Genomic DNA, 21,072 nt, shown 5'->3' with positions numbered 1-21,072 from the left:
AGTTCACTATCAAAAGAATAGCGACAGTCAACCCAAGGAGACAAGAAGCATGATCGAGACCTTCCAACGCAGCCTGCCCAATGGCACCACCCTGAGTTGCCGCGCCGCCGGCCAGCCGGGCCGGCCGCTGATGGTGTTCCTCCACGGCTTCCCCGAAGCCGCGTTCATCTGGGACGAACTGCTGACGTACTTCTCGGACCCGGCCCACGGCGGCTACCGCTGTGTGGCACCCAACCTGCGCGGCTTCGAGAAGTCGAGCGCGCCGACCGACGTGGCGGCCTACAAGGCTCACCTGCTGATCCAGGACATCCAGCAGCTCGTGGCGACCGAGAGCACCGACGGCACCATGGCCGCGCTGGTGGCCCACGATTGGGGCGGCGCCTTTGCCTGGGGCTATGCCAACGCGTTCCCGCAGCAGATCCGCAAGCTGGTCATCATCAATTCGCCGCACCCGGGCACCTTCACGCGCGAACTGCGCAACAACCCGGCGCAGCAGCAAGCCAGCGCCTACATGAACTTCCTCGCGCGCCCCGACGCCGAGGCGCTGCTCGCCGCCGACGACTTCAAGCGCATGTGGCCCTTCTTCACGCTGATGAAGGCCGGCCCGGACGGCTTCGGCTGGCTCACCGAGGAAGTGAAGCAGAAGTACCGCCAAGTCTGGGGCGCAGGCCTCACCGGCGCCTGCAACCTCTACCGCGTGACGCCGATGAAGCCGCCGCTGCCCGGCCACACCATCGACGGCATCCCGGTGCTGCCGCGCGAACGGCTCACGGTGGACGTGCCGACCTTCGTGTTCTGGGCGCTCGACGACGCGGCGCTGCTGCCCGGCCTGCTCGAAGGGCTCGACGAGTACGTGCCGAAGCTCGAGGTCAAGAAGGTGCCGGACGCGACCCATTGGATCGTGCATGAGCAGCCGCAACTGGTTGCCCGCGAGATCGAGGGATTCTTGCAGCGGAACTGATGCCGCCGCCGGGCCGCCCCAAGGCGAGCCCCGCCTCCTCCTCGGGAGATGGAGCTGCACACAGCGAAGCGAAGTGAAAAGCCGGGAGCCCTTCCTTCAATAGATCGGCGGTTCGCCCTCGGGGCGGGTCTTGAAACGGCGATGCACCCAGTAGTACTGCGAGGGCATCGTGTCGATGTAGCCCTGCAGCCGCGTGTTCATGAGCGCGGTATCGGCCTCCACATCGTCGGTCGGGAAGTTCTGCCACTGCGGCAGCACCTCGATCTCGTAGCCGCCGGGCGTCAGCTTCGACACCACCGGCACCACCTTGGCCTTGCCCAGCCGTGCAAAGCGCGACAGCGAGGGCACGGTGGCCGCCTGCACGCCATAGAACGGCACGAAAATGGTCTGGTCGCGGCCGAAGTCCATGTCGGGCAGCAGGTACAGCAGGCCGCCCTTGCGCAGGCCCTGCAGCACGGGCTTGATGCCGTCCACCCGGTTGAGCGCCGCCACGTCGCCGAAGCGGGTGCGGCCCTCGCGGATCCAGGCGTCGACCATCGGATCGCGCTGGGTCGTGTAGATGGTGGCCGAGGGGCGCGCCGTGTGCATGGTCAGCGCGGTGGCCGCGGCGTCCAGGCCGTAGAAGTGCGGCGCGAACAGGATCATCGGCGCATCGCCGTCGGCGATCTCGCGGATCTCCGACGCCGCCCCAACCACCTTGAGCCGGCTCGCCACGACCTTCTCGGGCGCATGCCAGAGCCAGCTGCGGTCCAGCCAGGACTGCGCCACATAGACGAAGGTCTGGCGCGCGATGGCGCGGCGCTCGGCCTCCGACTTGCCGGGGAAGCAGACCGCCAGGTTGGTGTCGACCACGCGCCGCCGCGGCACGGCGACGGTGTGCAGGATGCGGCCGAGGAACGCGCCGAAGCCGCGCACGAGCGGCAGCGGCAGCGGCGCGATCACGCGCATGAAGCCGATGCCGAGCCGGGAACCGAGGCTCATGTGGCCTCCCCGGTGGCTGCGGCCACGCGCTCGGCGCGCGGCTCCTTGTAGCGGGCGTAATCCCACACGTACTGGCCCGGCAGGCTGTGGATCAACCGGCCGATGGCGTCGTTCATCGCCGCGGCCGCGTCCTCGATGGAGGCTGACGGGTCGGTCAGCGCCGTGCCGACGATGGGCTCGAAGCGGACCACGTAGCCGGCGCCGTTCGGCAGCCGCTCGCAGACGCTCAGGAAGCAGGCCGCGCCGGTCTGCTGCGCAAGGCGGGGAAGCAGGGTCATGGTGTAGGCGGACCGGCCCAGGAACGGCGCCCAGACGCCCTGCCCCATCGGCGGCACCTGGTCGGGCAGGATGCCGGTGTAGCCGCCGCTACGCAGCGTGCGGATCAGGCCGCGCACGCCGCTGTTGTTGGTGGGCAGCGTCTGCAGGCCGGGCCGGTCGCGCGAGCCGGCGGCGATCAGGTCGGCCATCCACTTCTTGCGCGCCGGCCGGAACAGCGCGGTGATCGGCCCGTAGGCCGACAGGAAGCGCTCGCCGATCGCCTGGCCGCACATCTCCCAGCTGCCGAGGTGCGGTGCCACCAGGATCACGCCTTTCTTCGCCTGCATGGCGGCCTCGAAGGCCTCCACGCCCTCCCAGCGCACCACGCGGTGCAGCACGGTCTCGCCGTGCGGGCGCAGCCAGAGCCAGGGCAGCTCGGAAGCCATCTTGCCGGCGGCGGCGATGGCGGGACGGTATTGATCGGGCGCGAAGCCTGCGCTCTCGGCGTTGGTCTTGAAGCGGCGGCGGTAGTCCGGCGCGCTCCACCAGACCAGCCAGCCCAGCATGGCACCGAGCCGATGCATCAACGGCATCGGCACGCGGGCGAGCAGGCGAAACAGGGTGATCATTGAAAGCGGGAGGGTCAAAAAACGGACGCGCGCGCATGGTATGCGCGGCTCGAATAGAATCCAAATTGTCGCCGAGTTACGGAACAACTTGCAGGGCGACAAACACAAGCGCGAAAGCGATTGTGCCCGTCGATTCATCGACATCTGCTAAAGCGTTCGCCAGGGCTCCGCAGAGTTGGCAACGCGCCAAATCACTTCAAGGAGCTTTGAACAAAATGGCGAACGACTTCCTCTTCACTTCCGAATCGGTTTCCGAAGGCCACCCCGACAAGGTCGCCGACCAGATCTCCGACGCGATCCTGGACGCGATCTTCGAGCAGGACCCGCGCAGCCGCGTGGCCGCCGAGACGCTGACCAACACCGGCCTCGTGGTGCTCGCCGGCGAGATCACGACCAACGCGCACGTCGACTACATCCAGGTCGCGCGCGACACCATCAAGCGCATCGGCTACGACAACACCGAGTACGGCATCGACTACAAGGGCTGCGCGGTGATGGTCTGCTACGACAAGCAGTCCAACGACATCGCCCAGGGCGTGGACCACGCGAGCGACGACCACCTGAACACCGGCGCCGGCGACCAGGGCCTGATGTTCGGCTACGCCTGCGACGAGACGCCCGAGCTGATGCCCGCGCCCATCTACTACGCGCACCGCCTCGTCGAGCGCCAGGCACAGCTGCGCAAGGACGGCCGCCTGCCCTTCCTGCGCCCCGACGCCAAGAGCCAGGTCACGATGCGCTACGTCGACGGCAAGCCGCACAGCATCGACACCGTGGTGCTCTCCACGCAGCACAGCCCAGACCAGAGCGAGACGCCGACCAAGATGAAGGCCTCGTTCAACGAAGCCATCATCGAGGAGATCATCAAGCCCGTGCTGCCGAAGGAATGGCTCAAGGACACGCGCTACCTGATCAATCCGACCGGCCGCTTCGTCATCGGCGGCCCGCAGGGCGACTGCGGCCTCACGGGCCGCAAGATCATCGTCGACACCTACGGCGGCGCCTGCCCGCACGGCGGCGGCGCGTTCTCGGGCAAGGACCCGTCGAAGGTCGACCGCTCGGCCGCCTATGCCGCACGCTACGTGGCCAAGAACATCGTGGCCGCGGGCCTGGCGCGCCAGTGCCAGATCCAGGTGGCGTACGCCATCGGCGTGGCGCAGCCGATGAACATCACGGTCTACACCGAAGGCACCGGCGTGATTCCTGACGACAAGATCGCCGAGCTCGTGCGCGAGTTCTTCGACCTGCGTCCGAAGGGCATCATCCAGATGCTCGACCTGCTGCGCCCGATCTACCAGAAGACCGCCGCCTACGGCCACTTCGGCCGCGAGGAGCCCGAGTTCACCTGGGAAGCGACGACGCAGGCCGCCGCACTGCGCGCGGCAGCCGGCCTCAAGTAAGCGACAAGAACCGGCGGTGGGTCGTCAGAAGCGGTACGCGCCGCTCAGGCCCACCGTCCAGTTGCGGCCCGGCGCGGGCTCGTAATAGCGCGCATTGCCCTCGTTGACGATGACCGAGCCCACGTAGCGCCGGTCGAACAGGTTGTCGACACGCGCGAAGGCATTGAACTCCCAGCGCTCCCATTTCTTCAGGTAGCCCGCATACACCGCCGCGACGGCATAGCCCGGCGCGCTCGCGGTGTTGGCATCGTTGGCCTGGATGCGCCCCAGCGCGCGCATCTCGACGCCGGCGCGCCAGCCTTCGGGCGGCACCCAGCCCAGCGATGCGAACAGCGACTGCCGCGCGATGCCGGGAATGCGGTTGCCCGCGGCGACGGTGTTGGCCGCCGCGCACGGTGACGGCGAGCAGAAGGCGTCGCGGTAGGTCGCGTCCAGCCACGTGTAGGCCAGTTGCGTGCGCCAGTGGTTCGCGGTCTCATGCTGCCAGCCCAGCTCAAAGCCGTTGCGCTTCGTGCGCCCCGCGTTCTGGAAGGTGGCACGGCCGCCGACGTTGGTGTCCGTCACGATCTCGTCGCGCGTGCGGGTCTGGAACAGCGCTGCCGTCAGCAGGCCACCGGCAAGCCGCGCCTTGGCGCCGAGTTCGATGCTGTCGTTCACCGCCGGCCGCAGCGCGAAGTTGAGCCCGCTCGCGCCATTTGCCCGATAGGAAAGTTCGTTCAGTGTCGGCGTCTCGAAGCCGCGGCCGATGGAGCCGTACAGGGCCAGGTCGGGCGTCGCCTGGTAGCGCAGCGAGGCCACCGGCAGGGTCTTGCTGTAGCGCGCACTGCCGCTGTCGTCGCGGTTCGTGCCGACGATGTAGCGGTCCTGCGAGTTGAAGTGCACGCTGCTGCGGCGCACGCCGGCTTCGAGCGTCCAGCGCTCGGCGAAGCGCCAGGTCGCTTGCGCGTAGGGATCGAGGTTCCAGACGTCGTTGAGCTCGTTGCGCCGCAGACGGCCCTGCACGCCCAGCACGGGCGCCGCGACGCGGCCGAGGTAGTTCTCGTAGCCGCGGCGCTTTTCGCGCAGGCTGTCGTAGCCCAGGCCGGCCACCACGTCGAAGGGCCGATCGGCCAGGGTCAACGCAGCATTCCAGCGAATGTCGACACCGCCGTACTGCCGCGACAGGTCGATCACGCCGCCCGCGTGCAACGGGTTCTGCTGCGCCGACACCGGAATCGATTGGTACTGCGTGGTCTTTCGCTCGCCGCCGTAGACCATCAGGCGCAGCCCCTGCTCTGCGTTGATGCGACGCTCGTACAGCAGGCCGGCCTGTATCTGCTCGACCGTCTTGCGGGTGTCGTACTGCGTGGCCAGCGGCGCGTTGCGCGGCGCCAGCGCGTACTGGTCGGCCGTGAGGCCCAGCGGGTCCTGCGCGTCGACGCGCACGCTGTTGAAGACCAGCGTGAGCCTGTCGCCGTTGTCGAGCGCGATGCCGAGCTTGCCGTTTTCGATGTCGCGCCGCGCGGCGCTGTGCTCGCGCCAGCCGTCGGTATGGAAGCGGCTCGCGCCGAGCAGGTAATCGACCGCGCCCTGCGACCCGCTGAGCTGCAGCGACTGCCGCCAGGTGCCGAAGCTGCCGCCCGCGAGCGAGTACGACAGCCGTGGCGGCCCCTCGCCCGAGGCGGTGAACGCCTGCAGCACACCGCCCGAGGAGTTGCCGTACAGCGCGGAGAACGGCCCGCGCAGGATCTCGACGCGGTCCAGCGAGCCGATGTCGATGTTCGAGGTCTGCCCCTGTCCATCGGGCAAGGTCGCAGGAATGCCATCGACATAGAGCCGCACGCCGCGCACGCCGAAGGTCGAGCGCGCACCGAAGCCGCGGATGGACAGCTGCAGGTCCTGCGCGTAGTTCAGCCGGTTCTGCACCTGCAGCCCCGGCACCGCGCCCAGGCTTTCGGAGAGGTTGACCTGCAGGCGGCTGTCGCGCACCTCGTCGCCGTCTACGCGGTCGACCGAGCCGGGCACGTTGAAGGGCGCAACCTCGCCGCGCGGCGTGGAGACGGTGATCTCGCGCAGGCGCGCACCGCTGGCGCCTGGATCGGCCGGCGGCTCCTGCTGGGCCTGCGCGGCCAGCGGGACACCCAGCAAGAGAAGGCAGGCGGCGGCGACGGGCGCAAGTTTCATCGCGCCGATTCTGCTTCGGCATGCCGGCCGCGCATGTCGCGGTGGCGCGACTCTCAGGGAAAACTAGCGGGCCGGCGCCTTGCGCCAGGCATGCCAGGCGCCCACCACGACCGGGATGCCCAGCGTGATCCAGGCCAGGACGTCGCCCAGCCCGCCGTCGCTGAAAAGCGCCGAGATCAGCCCGAAGGTCGTCAGCAGGCCCAGCACCGTCGGCCAGCCCCACATGCGCCAGAAGCTCCGGTGCTGCGTCATGCCTGCACCTTCATGGCCGATGCCGGCTCGGGTTGTGCAGTGCCGCCGGAGACGCGCGCTTCATGCGCCGCGGCCCTCGGGGACGCGGGCACGGGGTTGCCCCGCTTGAGCCACAGGTACAACCCGCTGCCCAGCACGATGATGGTCGCTATGTCGAGCAGCGCCCAGATGATCTGCATCGGCATGCCGCCGTAGTCGCCGAAGTGCAGCGGCTGCGACACCAGCAGCGCCGTGAGGTACCAGGGCAGCTTCGGCACCGCAGTCACCTCCGCTGTCTTGGCATCGACCAGCACCGGCTGGAACAGCTTCGATGTGAAGGGCTCGTTGCCACGCACGAAGAAGGTCGTGTGGTGCGGGCTCGAGAACGATGTGCCGGGGAAGGCAATGAACGACAGCTTCATGCCGGGCGTCTTCTGCATCGCGGCGTCCATCGAGCGCTGCACCGAGGCACGCTCGTTCACCGCCACGATGGGTTCGTTCTTGTAGGGCGCGAGCAGCGAACTGAGCTGGTCGTGCTGCCAGTACTTGATGAGCAGGTCGGCCCAGGTGTTGATCATGCCCGTGGAGCCCACCACGAACAGCCACACCAGCGTGACGATGCCAAGCAGGTTGTGCAGGTCGAGCCACTTCAGGCGCGGGCGCTTCTCGCGCCGCACCGTGCCGAAGTCGAGCTTGCGCATGAAGGGTGAATACAGCACCACGCCCGAGACGATGGCCACCAGCAGCAGCAGGCCCATGAAGCCGAGGAAGAGCTTGCCCGCCAATCCCGCGAAGAGGTCGACGTGCAGCTTGAACATCACGTACATGAAGCCCTCGTCGAACTTCGGCTGCGCGAGCACCTCGCCCGTGCGCGCGTCGATCGCGACCGACTTGAAGTCCTCCGTGGCTTGCGGCGTGGGCGTGAGCGTGACGAACCACAGGCCGTCGTCATCCTCGGGCTGTGAGACGAACTGCACCACGCGGCCGGGGTGCTTCGACTTCGCGATGTCGAGCACGCGGTCGAGACTCACGCGCGGCGCGCCCGCGGGCATCTTCGGCGCCTCGACCTCGGTGCCCAGCAGATGGCCGATCTCGTGATGGAAGATCAGCGGCAGGCCCGTGATGCACAGCAGCAGCATGAACACCGTGCACACGAGGCTGCTCCACTTGTGCACCCAGGCCCAAGTCTTGATTTTTCGGCTGTTCATGTGGGGGCTGTTCCTGAAGGTCGTGTTCTAGAAGCGATAGGTCGCGCTCGCGACGATGTTGCGGCGCGAGCCATACCAGCAGTCGCCGCGCGACAGGCAGGTGCTGAAGTAGATCTTGTCGGTCACGTTGTTGATGTTGAGCGCATAGCGCCAGCGGTCGGTCTCATAGGCGAACACGAGGTCGGCCAGCGCGATGCCCGGCACGCGCGGACCGGTGCCGAACTGCGTGTCGCGAAACGAACTCATCAGGCGCACGCCGGCGCCGGCCGAAAAACCGTTCACGCCGCCGATGGAAAACCTGTACTTCGCCCAGAAACTGGCCTGGTGTTTGGGCAGGCCTTCGATCTGCGCATCGGCATCGGCGTAGTTGTAGTGGGCGATCAGGTCGAGGTTCGGGCCGGCCGAGCCCTTGGCCTCGAGTTCCACGCCCTTCGTCTTCGTCAGGCCGCGCTGCGAGAACACGTTCGGCTGCTCCTCGACGATCTGGTTCTTCTCGCGCAGGTCGTACACCGCTGCGCTGAACGCCAGGGCGCGGTCCCTGGGCTCGTACTTGACGCCGGCTTCCCACTGCTCGCCGCGCAACGGCGTGAAGATGCGGCCTTCGCGCGGCGACTGCGGCGTGAACGACTCGCTGTAGCTCAGGTACGGCGACCATCCCGACGGCGAGGCGTACATCAGCCCGAAGCGCTTGGTGGTGGCGCTGCTCTTTTCCTCGTTGCTTCCCGCGGCACTGGACACGGCCCTGTCTTGCCGCAGGCCCGCCACGAAGATCCAGTTGTCGAGCCTGACCTGGTCCTGCAGGTAGACGCCCGTCTGTCGCTGGCGGGTGCGCGGCCTCGCATCGCGCACGGGCTCGTCGAGATGGCCGTAGACCGGCGCGTAGACGTCGATGGTGTCGAAGGTGGTGCCGCCCCAGACGTTCTCGCGCTGGCGCGCGAAGTCCGCGCCCACGAGCAGCGTGTGCTTCAGCGCGCCGGTCTGGAAGCGGCCCTCGACGTGGTTGTCGAGCGTCTGCGTGCGATTGCGGGTCAGTTGGCTGTCGTAGTAGCGGCCGAGCACGCGCTTGAAGACCGGGTCGGTGGACCAGCTGTCGAATCCGCTGAACGAACTGCCGTAGTGGTAGCGGTTGTCGTTTTCGTTGCGCGCGTAGCGGAAGTTCTGGCGGAAGGTCCAGCTGTCGTCGAACTTGTGCTCGAACTGCCAGCCGAAGGTCTTGCGCTCGCTGTCGTAGTAGTCGCCCGGCTCGCCGATGAAGCGGCTGCTCGGCAGGCGTCCGTTCGGGTTCGGCAGCAAGGTGCCCTCCCACGGCAGGAACTGCGAGCTGCTGCCGCTCTTGTCCTTCTGCCAGAGGCCCTGCAGCGTCAGCGAGGTCATGGCGTTGGGCCGCCAGGTCAGTGAAGGCGCGATCACGCTGCGGTCGTCGGGCACGTGGTCGACCTGCGTGCCGGACTTGCGCTGCAGCGCGATCAGGCGGTACGACAGCGTGCCGTCGGCGTTCAGCGGGCCGGTCAGGTCGGCCTGGATCTGCTGGCGGCCGAAGCTGCCGAACTGCACGCCCACTTCGCGCTGCGCCTCCTGCAGCGGCCGCTTGCTGACCATGTTGACCACACCGGCGGCCGTGCCGGCGCCGAACAGCATGCCCGAGGGGCCGCGCAGCACTTCGAGGCGCTCCAGCGTGTAGGGCTCGGTGCGGGTGGTGCTGGTGTAGTAGCCGTAGGCCTGGCGCAGGCCGTCGAGGTAGACGTCGGGATAGGCGCCGCGCACCCGCACGGAGTCGGTGCGGGAATCGAGTCCGTAGGCATCGGAACGTACGCCGGCCGCGTAGTTGAGCGCGTCCTGTACATTGGCCGCGCCCTGGTCGACCATCTGGTCGCGCGTGATCACGGTCACGGACTGAGGCGTTTCAGACAGCGGCGTGTCGGTCTTGGTGGCGGTGACCGCATTTTTCGCGCGGTAGCCGATCACCGGCGTGGTCGCCGTCTCGGTTTCGGCATTCGCGTCGACCCGTACTTCCGGCAGCGAGCCCGCATTCGTCGCCTGGGCCAGCACCTCGCGCTGTGTGCAGATCGCCAGACACCCTATCAGCACCGATGCAGCCTTGCGCCGCGCCTCCAACCTCTTCATCCCGGCCTCATTACAAATATTATTAAGAATGATTCGCATTTTATTGCGTGACTTATTTGTGCCTCCCCAATCACCGCTCCGATGAAGGGTGTTACGTTGCGGAATTGCGTCTGCGGGTCCAGGGCGAACCGGCTACCATGCCGCCCGCACGCTTCCCGTGCGTTGGCAAGCCCTCATGCTCAAGCTCATCGCCTTTCTGTTTCCCGCACTGAGCGGTCCGGCTCTGCGGCTGATGGTCCTCGCGGCTGCCATTGCGCTGGCCGGCTGCGCGGGGCTCCCGCCGCGCACGCCTGAACCGCCCACCCTGGCGATTGCGGCCTCGCCCGCCACCGAGCTCGGCCGCGCCGCCGTCAGCCTCGACTCCCCGCCCGACGGCCTGAGCAGCATGCGGCCGCTGATCGAGGCCTCTTTTGCGCTCGACGCACGGCTGGAGCTGATGCGGCGCGCGAAATCGTCGCTCGACATCCAGACTTACCAGCTTGGCAACGACAAGACCGGCCGCCTGCTGCTGCGCGAAATGCGCAATGCCGCCCGGCGCGGCGTGCGTGTGCGGCTGCTGCTCGACGACTTCTACACGGCCGGCATGGACCGCCTGCTGCTCGGCCTCGCCGCCGAGCCCAATGCCGAGATCCGGCTGTTCAACCCGTTCGTGAACGCGCGCGACCACTCGTCGGGGCGGTGGCTGGAGTTCTTCACCGACTTCCGGCGCCTCAACCACCGCATGCACAACAAGCTGTTCGTGGCCGACGGCGCCATGGCCATCGCGGGCGGCCGCAACCTGGCCGACGAGTATTTCCTGCGCAGCGAGAGCGCGAACTTCATCGATTTCGAGCTGCTGCTGGCCGGCCCGGTGGTCCCCGAGTCAGCCGCCATCTTCGACACCTACTGGAACAGCGACGTGGTCTACCCCCTGCAGCGGGTGGCCGGCACCAGCAGCACGCCGCAGGCGCTGAAAGCCGATTTCGAGGAAGCAACCTCCCCGGCCCACGCACCGCCGCCCGACCCGCTGCCTCCCACCGACCTGCTCGGCGACCCGCCGCTGGGCGCCCAGCTTGCCCGAATCGACGAGGCCAAGTGGATGCGCGCCGAGGCCCACGCCTCCGCCGACAGTCCCAACAAGGCGCTGGGCGTCATGGCGCAACCCATGGAGCCGCTGGCACAGCGCTTCCACGAGATGCTGGCCACGGCCAGGTCGAACGTGGTGGTGATCTCGCCCTACTTCATTCCAGGCGACGAGGGCATGGAACGCATCCGCATGGGGCGTGAGCACGGTGTGAACATCACCGTCATCACCAATTCGCTGGCCGACAGCGACGAGCCGCTGGTCAACATCAACTACAACCGCTACCGCGTCGACATGCTCAAGCTGGGCGTGAACCTGTACGAAGTCAGCACCCGGCAGCTGCGGCGCAGCGGCCAGTTCCGCGACCTGCTCAAGAAGGCCCGCGGCCGCCTGCATGCCAAGCTGGCACTGGTCGACCGCCAGTGGGTGCTTCTCGGCTCCATGAACCTCGACCCGCGTTCCGCCCGGCTGAACACCGAATTCGGCATAGCCGTGCGAAGCTTCGACCTGACGCAGGCGCTGCTTTTCGCCTACGAGCTCGACGACATCGAGGGCGTCTATCGCGTAGTGCTCAAGCCCGACGGCCAGAACGTCCAGTGGATCGGCACCGGCGACGTCCACAACGAGGTGCTCGACAGCGAACCGGATTCGAGCATGCTGACGCGGCTGCAGCTGCTGCTGTTCTCGTGGTTTGTGCCTACGGACCAGTTGTAGGCGGCTGCGGAACCCCTTGAAAGCCCGCCGATTGCCCTTATGATTAGCACTCGCTGCTGATGAGTGCTAACAGCCTCGCTTCCAGTCGATGGGCTGCCGGCCTCCGGTCCGGCACCCGACCACAAATCCGTTTCTTATCCATACATCCAGGAGATGCAATGAAACTTCGTCCTTTGGCCGATCGCGTGATCGTCAAGCGTGTTGACAGCGAAACCAAGACCGCCTCCGGCATCGTCATCCCCGACGCAGCCGCTGAAAAGCCCGATCAGGGTGAAGTCCTGGCCGTGGGCCCGGGCAAGCGCAACGACAAGGGCGAGCTGGCCGCACTGACTGTCAAGGTCGGCGACCGCGTCCTGTTCGGCAAGTACAGCGGCCAGACCGTCAAGGTCGGCGGCGACGAACTGCTGGTCATGAAGGAAGACGACCTGTTCGCGGTCGTCGAGAAGTAATTCAAATATCCCATTCGGAGTAAACAAACATGGCAGCAAAAGACGTAGTCTTCGGCGGTGAAGCCCGCGCACGCATGGTCGAGGGTGTCAACATCCTGGCCAACGCGGTCAAGGTGACCCTGGGCCCCAAGGGCCGCAACGTGGTGCTCGAGCGCTCGTTCGGCGCCCCCACCGTCACCAAGGACGGTGTGTCGGTCGCCAAGGAAATCGAACTCAAGGACAAGCTCCAGAACATGGGCGCGCAGCTCGTGAAGGAAGTGGCTTCCAAGACTTCGGACAACGCCGGTGACGGCACCACCACCGCGACCGTGCTGGCACAAGCCATCGTTCGCGAAGGTTTCAAGCTGGTGGCTGCCGGCATGAACCCGATGGACCTGAAGCGCGGCATCGACAAGGCCGTGACGGCCCTGGTCGCCGAGCTGAAGAAGGCTTCCAAGCCCACCACCACGTCGAAGGAAATCGCTCAAGTCGGCTCGATCTCGGCCAACAGCGACGAAACCATCGGCAAGCTCATCGCTGACGCGATGGACAAGGTCGGCAAGGAAGGCGTGATCACCGTGGAAGACGGCAAGTCGCTGGACAGCGAACTCGACGTCGTCGAAGGCATGCAGTTCGACCGCGGCTACCTGTCGCCCTACTTCATCAACAACCCCGAGAAGCAATCGGCGCTGTTGGACAACCCCTTCGTGCTGCTGTTCGACAAGAAGATCAGCAACATCCGCGACCTGCTCCCCACGCTGGAACAAGTCGCCAAGGCTGGCCGTCCGCTGCTGATCATTGCCGAAGAAGTCGAGGGCGAAGCCCTGGCTACGCTGGTCGTGAACACGATCCGCGGCATCCTGAAGGTCGTGGCTGTGAAGGCACCTGGCTTCGGCGACCGCCGCAAGGCCATGCTGGAAGACATCGCCATCCTGACGGGCGGCAAGGTCATCGCTGAGGAAGTGGGCCTGACGCTCGAAAAGGTGACGCTGGCCGACCTGGGTCAAGCCAAGCGCATCGAAGTGGGCAAGGAAAACACGATCATCATCGACGGCGCTGGCGCCGCTGGCGACATCGAAGCCCGCGTGAAGCAAGTGCGCGTGCAGATCGAAGAAGCCACGAGCGACTACGACCGTGAAAAGCTGCAAGAGCGCGTGGCCAAGCTCGCCGGCGGTGTTGCCGTGATCAAGGTTGGCGCCGCCACCGAAGTCGAAATGAAGGAAAAGAAGGCTCGCGTCGAAGACGCCCTGCACGCTACCCGCGCTGCAGTGGAAGAAGGCGTTGTGGCTGGCGGCGGCGTGGCTCTGCTGCGTGCCAAGCAAGCCGTGGGCGACTCGATCAAGGGCGACAACGCCGACCAGGACGCCGGCGTCAAGCTGGTGCTCAAGGCCATCGAAGCACCCCTGCGCGAAATCGTGAACAACGCCGGCGGCGAAGCCTCGGTGGTGGTGAACGCTGTGTTGGCCGGCAAGGGCAACTACGGCTTCAACGCTGCGAACGACACGTACGGCGACATGCTCGAGTTGGGCATCCTGGACCCGACGAAGGTCACGCGCACCGCACTGCAGAACGCCGCTTCGGTGTCCTCGCTGCTGCTGACGACCGAAGCCATGGTTGCTGACGCACCCAAGGACGAAGGCGCAGCCGGCGGTGGCATGCCCGACATGGGCGGCATGGGTGGCATGGGCGGCATGGGCATGTAATTGCTCGCCCCCAGGCTGCGCGGCACTTCGTGTCCGCTACGCCTACCCCTTACCGGGGGCGACACCTGCGGACCGGCAGAGCCGGATCCGCGGTGTCTCGCGAAATGAAAGAAGCCCGGCTTGCGCCGGGCTTTTTTCATGGGCGGTCGTGATCGCTCTGCTACTGGAATTGCGCCTGCACCGCCTTGTAGAGCGCCAGGAAGCGCGCATGCCTCGTCCTGTGGACATCGGCTACTTCGGTCGAGGCAACCAGCTTCTGCTTCACAGGCGGCAGCGTGCAAACCTCTGCCACCGAGCCCCCATCCGCCAGCCAGGCCAGCCGCGCCGCACCCAGCGCCCCGCCCGTCTCGCTGCCCGCATAGAGCGTGAGCGGAACCTGGAAGATGTCGGCCAGCAACTGCCCCCACCAAACGCTGCGCGCACCGCCGCCCACCAGCGCCACGTCGCGCAGCGGCATCCCGGCCGGCAGCCGCAGGGTGTCGAAGCCGTCGCGCAGGCCGAAGCTCACGCCCTCGACCACGGCGTACGCGATTTCCGCTGGCCCGTGTGCGTGCGTGAGGCCGAACAGCACGCCCTGCGCGTTGGGGTTGTTGTGCGGCGAGCGCTCGCCGGAGAGGTACGGCAGGAACAGCGGGCAGCCCTCGCGCTGTGCCAGCGGGACGGACGCCGCCGCTTCGAGCAGCGCGGCCTCGTCCTCGAACCTGAAAGTCTTTGCGGCCCAACTCACCGCGCTCGCAGCCGAGAGCATCACCGACATCTGGTGCCACCGCCCCGGCAGCGCATGGCAAAAGGCGTGCATCGCCTGCGCGGGGTTCGGCAGGAAGCGGTCGGTCGAGACGAACACGACGCCCGAGGTGCCGAGTGACACGAATCCCTGCCCCGGCTCGACGAGGCCCATGCCGACGGCGCTGGCCGCGTTGTCGCCGGCACCGCCGGCGATCACCACGCTGGCGCTGCCCACGCCCCAGCGCGCCGCCAGTTCGGGTTTGAGCTGCGCCGACATCTCGCTGCCTTCGACCAGCCGCGGCATGTGCGCGCGCGTGAGGCCTGTGGCCGCCAGCAGTTCGTCGGACCAGTCGCGCGCACCCACATCGAGCCACAGCGTGCCCGCCGCATCGGACATCTCGCTGACCGCCTCGCCGCTGAGCATGAAGCGCAGCCAATCCTTGGGCAGCAGCACGCGCGCCACACGGCCGAAGATTTCAGGCTCGTGCTCGCGCACCCACAACAGCTTGGGCGCGGTGAACCCCGGCATCGCGAGGTTGCCCGCGATCTCGCCGAGCCTCGGCACGGCGCGCGCAAGCGCCTCGCACTGCGCACCGCTGCGGCCGTCGTTCCAGAGAATCGCAGGGCGCAGCACCTCGCCCGCCGCATCGAGCAGCGTGGCACCGTGCATCTGTCCCGACAGGCCGATGGCGCGCACCGCCGCGAGTTCCTCGGGATGCGACTTGCCGAGCGCACGCATCACCTCCTCGAGCGCATGCCACCACTGCTGCGGCGCCTGCTCCGACCACAGCGGCCGCGGCCGTTCGACCGCGAGCGGCGCGCGGGCCACGCCGACGATGCAGTGGTCGTCGGCGAGCAGCAGCGCCTTGAGCTCGGACGTGCCGAGGTCGAGTCCCAGGTACAAGATGAACCCCCTGGCTTTGTCTAGGAAGAGATGCCGCCGCCGAAGCGGGTGTCTGCCTGCTTTCGGAATTCGCTCGGCGTCATTCCCTTGATTTCAAGAAAACGTCGATTGAAATTCGCCACATTGTTGAAGCCCACCTGGTAGCAGATGTCGGTCACGTAGTGATCGGTCTGCATCAGCAGGTGGCAGGCGCTGTTGATGCGCACGCGGTTGACGAAGTCGGTGAAGCTGTTGCCGGTGGAGCGCCGGAAGAAACGGCTGAAGCGGCTCTCGCTCATGCCCAGTTCGGCCGCCACGTCCGACATCGAGATCGACTCCGCCATGTTGCTGGTGATGCGGTTGACGATGTCGTTGATCTGGTCGACCTGCGCATCGCCCTCGATGCCCTGGGCGCCCTGCATCTGCACGCTCGACAGCAGCCGGTAGTCGGTGCATTGCGCGAGGTCGGCCATGAACTCGAGGAACCGTCCGAGCCGGCGCACGCCGCGCGCGGCCTTGATGGCGTCCCAGTGCGTCTGCGCCTGCTGCGACATGCCGAAGAACTCGATGCCGTGCCGCGCACGTTCGAGCAGCTGCATCACTTCGCGCAGCTCGGGAATCTCGGCCGCAGCGTGCTCGATGGGCTCGTGGCGGAACTGGATCACCCGGTCGCGCCCAGCGGCGCCGCCTTCGGGCACGTCGAGCGAGATCCAGTTGTGCGGCAGGCGTGGCCCGCAGAGCACGAGGTGTCCGGGCTGGAACGGCCCGATCCAGTCTCCTATGAAGGCCTTGCCCGAGGTCTCGGTGATCAGGTGCAGCTCGTAGTCTTCATGGAAATGCCATCGCACCAGCGGGCTCGGGAAGCCGTGCGCCAGGCAGCGCACCAGGCCGGTTTCGGGGGCCTCGTAGCCCAGCGACGGGGAGCGCGCAATATCGCGCTCCAGCTCGGGTTGGCGCTGACGGGGAATCGAGCGTTTGCGTGTGGACGTTGTCATGGCAGCACGGGTCAGGACCGGGAAGCGACGGCCCCATTGTCTTCCTGCGCCAGCGCGGCGTGAACCGCTTCGAGCGTGGGTGGATCGGCGCCTTCGCGGGTGCAGTTGAGGGCGGCGGCCGTGGCGGCGAAGCGCATCACCTCGCGCCAGGCGTCGTCGCCCAGCTCGCCGAGCTGGGCCGGGTGCTCGACGCCGTGCGCGAGCAGCGCCACCGAGAGCCCGGCCGTGAAGGTGTCGCCCGCGCCGATGGTGTCGACCACCTTGACGCGGGGCGCCGCCACGGCGAGCGGCGCGTGCCCCGTGCGCCAGAGCGTGGCGCCCGCGCCGCCGCGCGTGACGACCACGGCGTGCGCGCCGGCCTGCAGGCAATCCGCCGCCAGTGCATCGACCGGCCGGCCGGGGGCCAGCAGTTCGGCGTCTTCGTCGCTGAGCTTGACCAGGTCGGCCATGGCCAGCCAGTCCGTCATGCGCTCGCGGTAGGCGGCCATGTCGGGAATCAGGCTGGGCCGCACGTTCGGATCGAACACGATCACGCGGCGGCCCGCGTTGGCCGTGACCAGCTCGGCAATGCGCGTGGCCGCCGGCTCCTGCAGCAGCGAGATCGAGCCGAAATGAAGGAAGCGGCAGTCCGCCGGCAACTGCGGCAGCGGCTCGGGCGCCCAGGTCGCGTCGGCGCTGCCGCGGGTGTAGAAGGCGTAGCGGTTGGTCTGCGGCGTGCGCTCGACGAAGGCCAGGGTCGACGGCGCGTTGCTGCGCAGAATGAGGCGGGTGTCCACGCCGTTGCGTTCGAGAAAACGCATCAGCCGTTCGCCGAACAGGTCGGTCGACAGCTGCGTGAGAAAGCCGGTGGGCTGGCCGAGGCGCGCGCAGGCCACGGCCGTGTTGAGCGGAGAGCCGCCCTCGTGGCCCAGGAACGCGAGCGTGCCGGCCTCGCTGGCGGTGAAATCGATCAGGGCTTCGCCCGTGAGTGCAATGCGCATGGTGCTCGGATTTTCCTCTGTCAGGGCAAGGCGCGTGCATCGGCCAGGAAGCCGCGTTCGGCGGCGAGCGTGGCGGGATGGTCGAGCAGCTCGGCAAAGAGGCGCGGCGGGATGGTGATGGCTCCCACGCCGAGCCCCAGCAGGGCAAGGTAGGCCGCGCGCGAACGGATGCTCGCCACCAGCAGGCGCGTGCCGGACGAAGGACGCTGCGCGACCAGTGACTGCATCTGCGCGATCAGCGCCAGCCCGTCGACACCGGCGTCCTCGAGCCGCCCGAGGTACGGCGCCGCATAGGCCGCGCCCAGTTGCGCCGCGAAGTGCGCCTGCTCGGGCGCATACACGGCCGTCCACGTGACGGGCACGCCTTGCGCGATGAGCCGCGCGCCGGCATCGAGGCCCTGGCGCGTGGCGGGAATCTTGACGACCAGCTGGCCCCGGTCGAAGTGCGAGAGCAAGGCGTCCGCGTCTTCGAGCATGCCGTCGACTTCACTCGAATACACCTGCGCCTGCACCTGGCGCACGCCCAGTTCGATGCAGCGCTTCAGCAAAGCGGGCACTTCGCCGCGGCCAATGCCCGCACGCTTGAGCAAGGTCGGGTTGGTCGTCACGCCATGCACCACCGGGTGCGGCAGGCAGGCCTGCAGTTCAGACAGGTCGGCACTGTCGAGGTACAGATGGAAGTCTTCGTTCATCGCATTTTTGCAAGCATGCAGAGAATCATCAGCTCATGACGTTGCCGCCATCGACATTCAAGGTCTGCGCCGTGATGTAGCGCGCCTCGTCGCTGGCAAGAAACACGGCCGCGCCCGCGATGTCGGCCGGCACGCCCATGCGGCCGAGCGGCACCTCCAGGCCCACGCGGCGCTTCTTCTCGCCGGGCGGCAGCCCTTCGGCCTTGGCGAACAGGCTGTCGACATGGTCCCACATCGGCGTGTCGACCACACCGGGTGCAATGCCGTTGACACGGATGCCGTGCGGCGCCATGGCCAGCGCAGCGCTCTGCGTGTAGCTGATGACCGCGGCCTTGGTCGCGCAGTAGTGCGACACCAGCGCTTCGCCGCGCCGCCCGGCCTGCGAGGCCATGTTGATGACCGACGCGCCATGCGTGCCCGCTTCGACCATGTGGCGCAGCACGGCCTGCATCACGAAGAACATGCCCTTCACGTTGACCGCGAACAGCCGGTCGAACGAAGCCTCGTCGCTGTCGAGCAGCGGCGCCAGGTCGAACACGGCAGCGTTGTTGAACAGCGTGTGAATCGGACCGAAAGCGACCTGCGCCTCGGCCAGCATGTGCGCGATGGCCTGCGTGTCGGTCACGTCGGCCGCGATGTAGGCCAGCTTGTCGGGGTGGCGCTGCTGCAGCGCCCGCACGGCCTCGGGCGCCCCTGCAGCGCGGTCGACCACGCTGCAGCGCGCGCCCTCGGCAATGCAGGCCTCGGCCACGGCCAGACCGATGCCGCCACCGGCGCCGGTCAGCAGCACATGGCGGTTCTTCAAACGTTCGCTCATATCGTTGCTCCAGAGTTCAGGAAATTTGCCACGCGCCCGCTCGCTGCGCGCACGGCGTCGACCAGCCGTGCATCGCCCGCGGCGGTGCCCCACAGTCCCGCGTCCGAACACAGCGCGAGCACCGGATCGGCGGCGTCGCAGATCGCGTGCGCCGCGGCCTCGTCCATGCCCTGGTCCTGGTAGGCATAAGGCAGCGCGCCACGATGCCAGCGCTGCAGGAAGGCCAGGAACAGCGCGGGCAGCATCGCGACGCTGTCGATCGGCTGCCCCGCGGCGAGCCGCTCGCGCACCGTGGGCGCGATGAAGCCCGGGATCTTCGAGAAGCCGTCGGCCGCCACGCGCTGGTTGGTGTCGCGGATCGCGGGGTTGCCGAATCGGTCGAGCACCACGTCGCGGTAGGCCGCGAGGTCGATCGGGCTCGGGCTGAGGCTTGGGATCACGTCGTCGGTGACGTAGTCGAACGCCATCCGGCGGATGGCCGCGTCGTGCGTGCCTTCGTGGATGAAGTTCAACCCTGCCAGCGTGCCCGCCCAGGCGATGCAGCTGTGCGTGGCGTTGAGGATGCGGATCTTGGCCTCTTCGTAAGGCTGCACCGATTCGACCAGTTCCACGCCCACGCGGCCCCAGTCGGGGCGCCCGGCCGCGAAGTTGTCCTCGATCACCCACTGGATGAAGCTCTCGCCGGTGATCGCGGCCGCATCGTCGCGCCCCGTCGCGGCCTTCACACGCGCGCGCAGCTCGAGCGGCGGGCGCGGCGTGATGCGATCGACCATTGCGTTGGGGCAGGAGGTGTTCGTTTGCACCCAGGCAAGCAGTTCCGCATCGCCCGCGCGTTCGATGAACTCCAGCAGCCCGGCACGGAAGCGATCGCCGTTGTGGCGCAGGTTGTCGCAGTTGAGCAGCGTCACCGGACCGGCCTGCGCGGCCTTGCGCGCGCGCAGGATCGCGCAGACGGCGCCATAGATGGTCACGCCCTCGCCACCCGCCTCGCCGCGCCGCGCGCGCTCGATGTCGGCTGCGAGATCGCCGAACGACAGGTCCAGCCGGCCCTTGGTATCGAGGTAGTAGCCGGCCTCGGTCACGGTGAACGAAATGATGCGCGTGGACGGTGCCGCGCCGCGCGCGACCACCGCGGCCAGCGAAGGCTCCCACGGCAGCACTTCGCGGATGGCTTCGATCTGTTCGTAGCGGTACTCGCCGGCCGGCGACACGGTTTCGAGCGTGTAGCGGCCGCCCTGCGCCTGCAGTGCGGCGACGAGCTCGGCCATGTCGGGCCGGATGTTGGCGCCCGAGAGCGACCAGCGGGTGTCACCCGCATCGATCAGCCGTTGCAAATAGACGGCCTGGTGGGCCCGATGGAACGAGCCGAGTCCAAGGTGAAGCACCATGGACTCCGAAGGAGCCGGTGGAGTTGGCGCGTCGAGAGGCGCTGCTGCGAGGGTCACGGGAATGTTCCGGAAGAAATCAGGCGGAGACCGAACGGCCTTCACGGTTGAACAAATGGAGCACCGACGGATCGAGCTCGACCGCCACGTCGTCGCCGGCGTGCAGCGGCGTGCGCTCGTTCTGGCGTGCGATCAGCGGCACGCCGCCCACGTCGACGTGGATCAGCGTGTCGGCACCGAGGGCTTCGACCAGCTCGACGCGGCCCTGCACATCCGACACCGGCGCGCCCTGCTTCGGATGCACGCGCAGGCCTTCGGGGCGCACGCCCAGGAAGCCGTCGGCCGGCAGCTTGCCGCCGGTGGCGGCCGAGAAGCTGGGAATCGCATTCGCCGCCACCATGTTCATCGACGGCATGCCGATGAACTGCGCGACGAACTGGTTGGCCGGGTGGTCATACAGTTCGAGCGGCGTGCCGACCTGCTCGATCAGCCCGTCCTTGAGCACCACCACGCGGTCGGCCAGCGTCATGGCTTCGACCTGGTCGTGCGTCACGTAGATGGTGGTGGCGCCGAGCGCGCGGTGCAGCTTGTGGATCTCGACGCGGGTGTTGCCGCGCAGCGCCGCATCGAGGTTCGACAGCGGCTCGTCGAACAGGAACACCTTGGGCGCGCGCACGATGGCGCGGCCGATGGCCACGCGCTGGCGCTGGCCGCCGGAGAGTTCGCGCGGC

18 protein-coding genes are annotated in these 21,072 nt (G+C 67.6%); 5 read left to right on the top strand and 13 right to left on the bottom strand.

Going from position 1 to position 21,072, the window contains the following annotated elements; all coding sequences use genetic code 11:
- The first annotated feature begins 49 nt into the window (after positions 1-49).
- Positions 50-961 (top strand): alpha/beta fold hydrolase, encoded by a 912-nt coding sequence (locus PMI12_RS17765; RefSeq protein WP_007835196.1) that lies wholly within the window; start codon positions 50-52, stop codon positions 959-961.
- Positions 962-1,057: 96 nt separating this feature from the next.
- Here PMI12_RS17765 and PMI12_RS17760 read toward each other — a convergent pair whose 3' ends face one another.
- Together PMI12_RS17760 and PMI12_RS17755 are read right to left on the bottom strand one after the other, a co-directional pair.
- Complete coding sequence (locus tag PMI12_RS17760; protein WP_007835181.1) at positions 1,058-1,942, bottom strand: LpxL/LpxP family acyltransferase; 885 nt, start codon at positions 1,940-1,942, stop codon at positions 1,058-1,060.
- Entirely contained in the window at positions 1,939-2,829 is an 891-nt protein-coding gene (locus PMI12_RS17755; RefSeq protein ID WP_007835179.1) for a lysophospholipid acyltransferase family protein, read from the bottom strand. The genes PMI12_RS17760 and PMI12_RS17755 overlap by 4 nt, the downstream gene beginning before the upstream one ends.
- 215 nt (positions 2,830-3,044) lie before the next feature.
- Here PMI12_RS17755 and metK point away from each other — a divergent pair, with 215 nt between their 5' ends.
- Positions 3,045-4,229, top strand: a complete 1,185-nt coding sequence (gene metK, locus PMI12_RS17750) for a methionine adenosyltransferase (protein ID WP_007835178.1) — start codon at positions 3,045-3,047, stop codon at positions 4,227-4,229.
- A gap of 24 nt (positions 4,230-4,253) precedes the next feature.
- Here metK and PMI12_RS17745 read toward each other — a convergent pair whose 3' ends face one another.
- The 4 genes from PMI12_RS17745 to PMI12_RS17730 all read right to left on the bottom strand — a co-directional run bounded on the left by PMI12_RS17745 (position 4,254) and on the right by PMI12_RS17730 (position 9,955).
- On the bottom strand, positions 4,254-6,392 hold the full coding sequence (locus tag PMI12_RS17745) for a TonB-dependent receptor (protein ID WP_007835176.1): 2,139 nt from the start codon (positions 6,390-6,392) through the stop codon (positions 4,254-4,256).
- A 63-nt stretch (positions 6,393-6,455) separates the two neighbouring features.
- Positions 6,456-6,644, bottom strand: a complete 189-nt coding sequence (locus PMI12_RS17740) for a hypothetical protein (RefSeq protein WP_042673654.1) — start codon at positions 6,642-6,644, stop codon at positions 6,456-6,458.
- Positions 6,641-7,831 carry a PepSY-associated TM helix domain-containing protein gene (locus PMI12_RS17735; RefSeq protein WP_007835170.1) on the bottom strand — a complete coding sequence of 397 codons (1,191 nt, stop codon included), beginning with the start codon at positions 7,829-7,831 and terminating at the stop codon, positions 6,641-6,643. The genes PMI12_RS17740 and PMI12_RS17735 overlap by 4 nt, the downstream gene beginning before the upstream one ends.
- Positions 7,832-7,858: 27 nt before the next feature.
- Entirely contained in the window at positions 7,859-9,955 is a 2,097-nt protein-coding gene (locus tag PMI12_RS17730) for a TonB-dependent siderophore receptor (RefSeq protein WP_007835168.1), read from the bottom strand.
- Between the two features lie 175 nt (positions 9,956-10,130).
- Between PMI12_RS17730 and PMI12_RS17725 the strand changes: the two genes are divergently transcribed.
- The 3 genes from PMI12_RS17725 (at position 10,131) to groL (ending at position 13,863) form a co-directional block, all read left to right on the top strand.
- Entirely contained in the window at positions 10,131-11,732 is a 1,602-nt protein-coding gene (locus PMI12_RS17725; protein WP_007835163.1) for a phospholipase D family protein, read from the top strand.
- A gap of 158 nt (positions 11,733-11,890) precedes the next feature.
- The gene (locus PMI12_RS17720; RefSeq protein WP_007835162.1) at positions 11,891-12,181 is read left to right on the top strand and encodes a co-chaperone GroES; all 291 of its coding nucleotides are present in this window, start codon (positions 11,891-11,893) and stop codon (positions 12,179-12,181) included.
- A gap of 29 nt (positions 12,182-12,210) precedes the next feature.
- Positions 12,211-13,863, top strand: a complete 1,653-nt coding sequence (groL, locus tag PMI12_RS17715) for a chaperonin GroEL (protein ID WP_007835158.1) — start codon at positions 12,211-12,213, stop codon at positions 13,861-13,863.
- Between the two features lie 160 nt (positions 13,864-14,023).
- Here groL and xylB read toward each other — a convergent pair whose 3' ends face one another.
- The 7 genes from xylB to PMI12_RS17680 form a co-directional block, all read right to left on the bottom strand.
- The gene (gene xylB / locus PMI12_RS17710) at positions 14,024-15,493 is read right to left on the bottom strand and encodes a xylulokinase (protein WP_007835157.1); all 1,470 of its coding nucleotides are present in this window, start codon (positions 15,491-15,493) and stop codon (positions 14,024-14,026) included.
- A 20-nt stretch (positions 15,494-15,513) separates the two neighbouring features.
- Positions 15,514-16,467 carry an AraC family transcriptional regulator gene (locus PMI12_RS17705; protein ID WP_007835153.1) on the bottom strand — a complete coding sequence of 318 codons (954 nt, stop codon included), beginning with the start codon at positions 16,465-16,467 and terminating at the stop codon, positions 15,514-15,516.
- 11 nt (positions 16,468-16,478) lie between these two features.
- Positions 16,479-17,447, bottom strand: coding sequence for a carbohydrate kinase family protein (locus tag PMI12_RS17700; RefSeq protein WP_007835152.1), 969 nt, complete (start codon positions 17,445-17,447; stop codon positions 16,479-16,481).
- A gap of 20 nt (positions 17,448-17,467) precedes the next feature.
- Complete coding sequence (locus PMI12_RS17695) at positions 17,468-18,139, bottom strand: transaldolase family protein (RefSeq protein ID WP_007835149.1); 672 nt, start codon at positions 18,137-18,139, stop codon at positions 17,468-17,470.
- A 28-nt stretch (positions 18,140-18,167) separates the two neighbouring features.
- The gene (locus tag PMI12_RS17690; protein WP_007835147.1) at positions 18,168-18,956 is read right to left on the bottom strand and encodes an L-iditol 2-dehydrogenase; all 789 of its coding nucleotides are present in this window, start codon (positions 18,954-18,956) and stop codon (positions 18,168-18,170) included.
- A complete protein-coding gene (gene dalD, locus PMI12_RS17685) occupies positions 18,953-20,344 on the bottom strand; it encodes a D-arabinitol 4-dehydrogenase (protein ID WP_007835145.1) in 1,392 nt (463 codons plus the stop codon). Before dalD ends, PMI12_RS17690 begins: the two co-directional genes overlap by 4 nt.
- Before the next feature lie 76 nt (positions 20,345-20,420).
- Positions 20,421-21,072 (bottom strand): ABC transporter ATP-binding protein (locus PMI12_RS17680; RefSeq protein WP_007835144.1); only part of this gene is annotated, 652 nt, incomplete at its 5' end.

The sequence above is a fragment of the Variovorax sp. CF313 genome (genome assembly GCF_000282635.1).
Classification (GTDB): domain Bacteria; phylum Pseudomonadota; class Gammaproteobacteria; order Burkholderiales; family Burkholderiaceae_C; genus Variovorax.
This window is presented reverse-complemented; position numbering and strand designations above follow the sequence as displayed.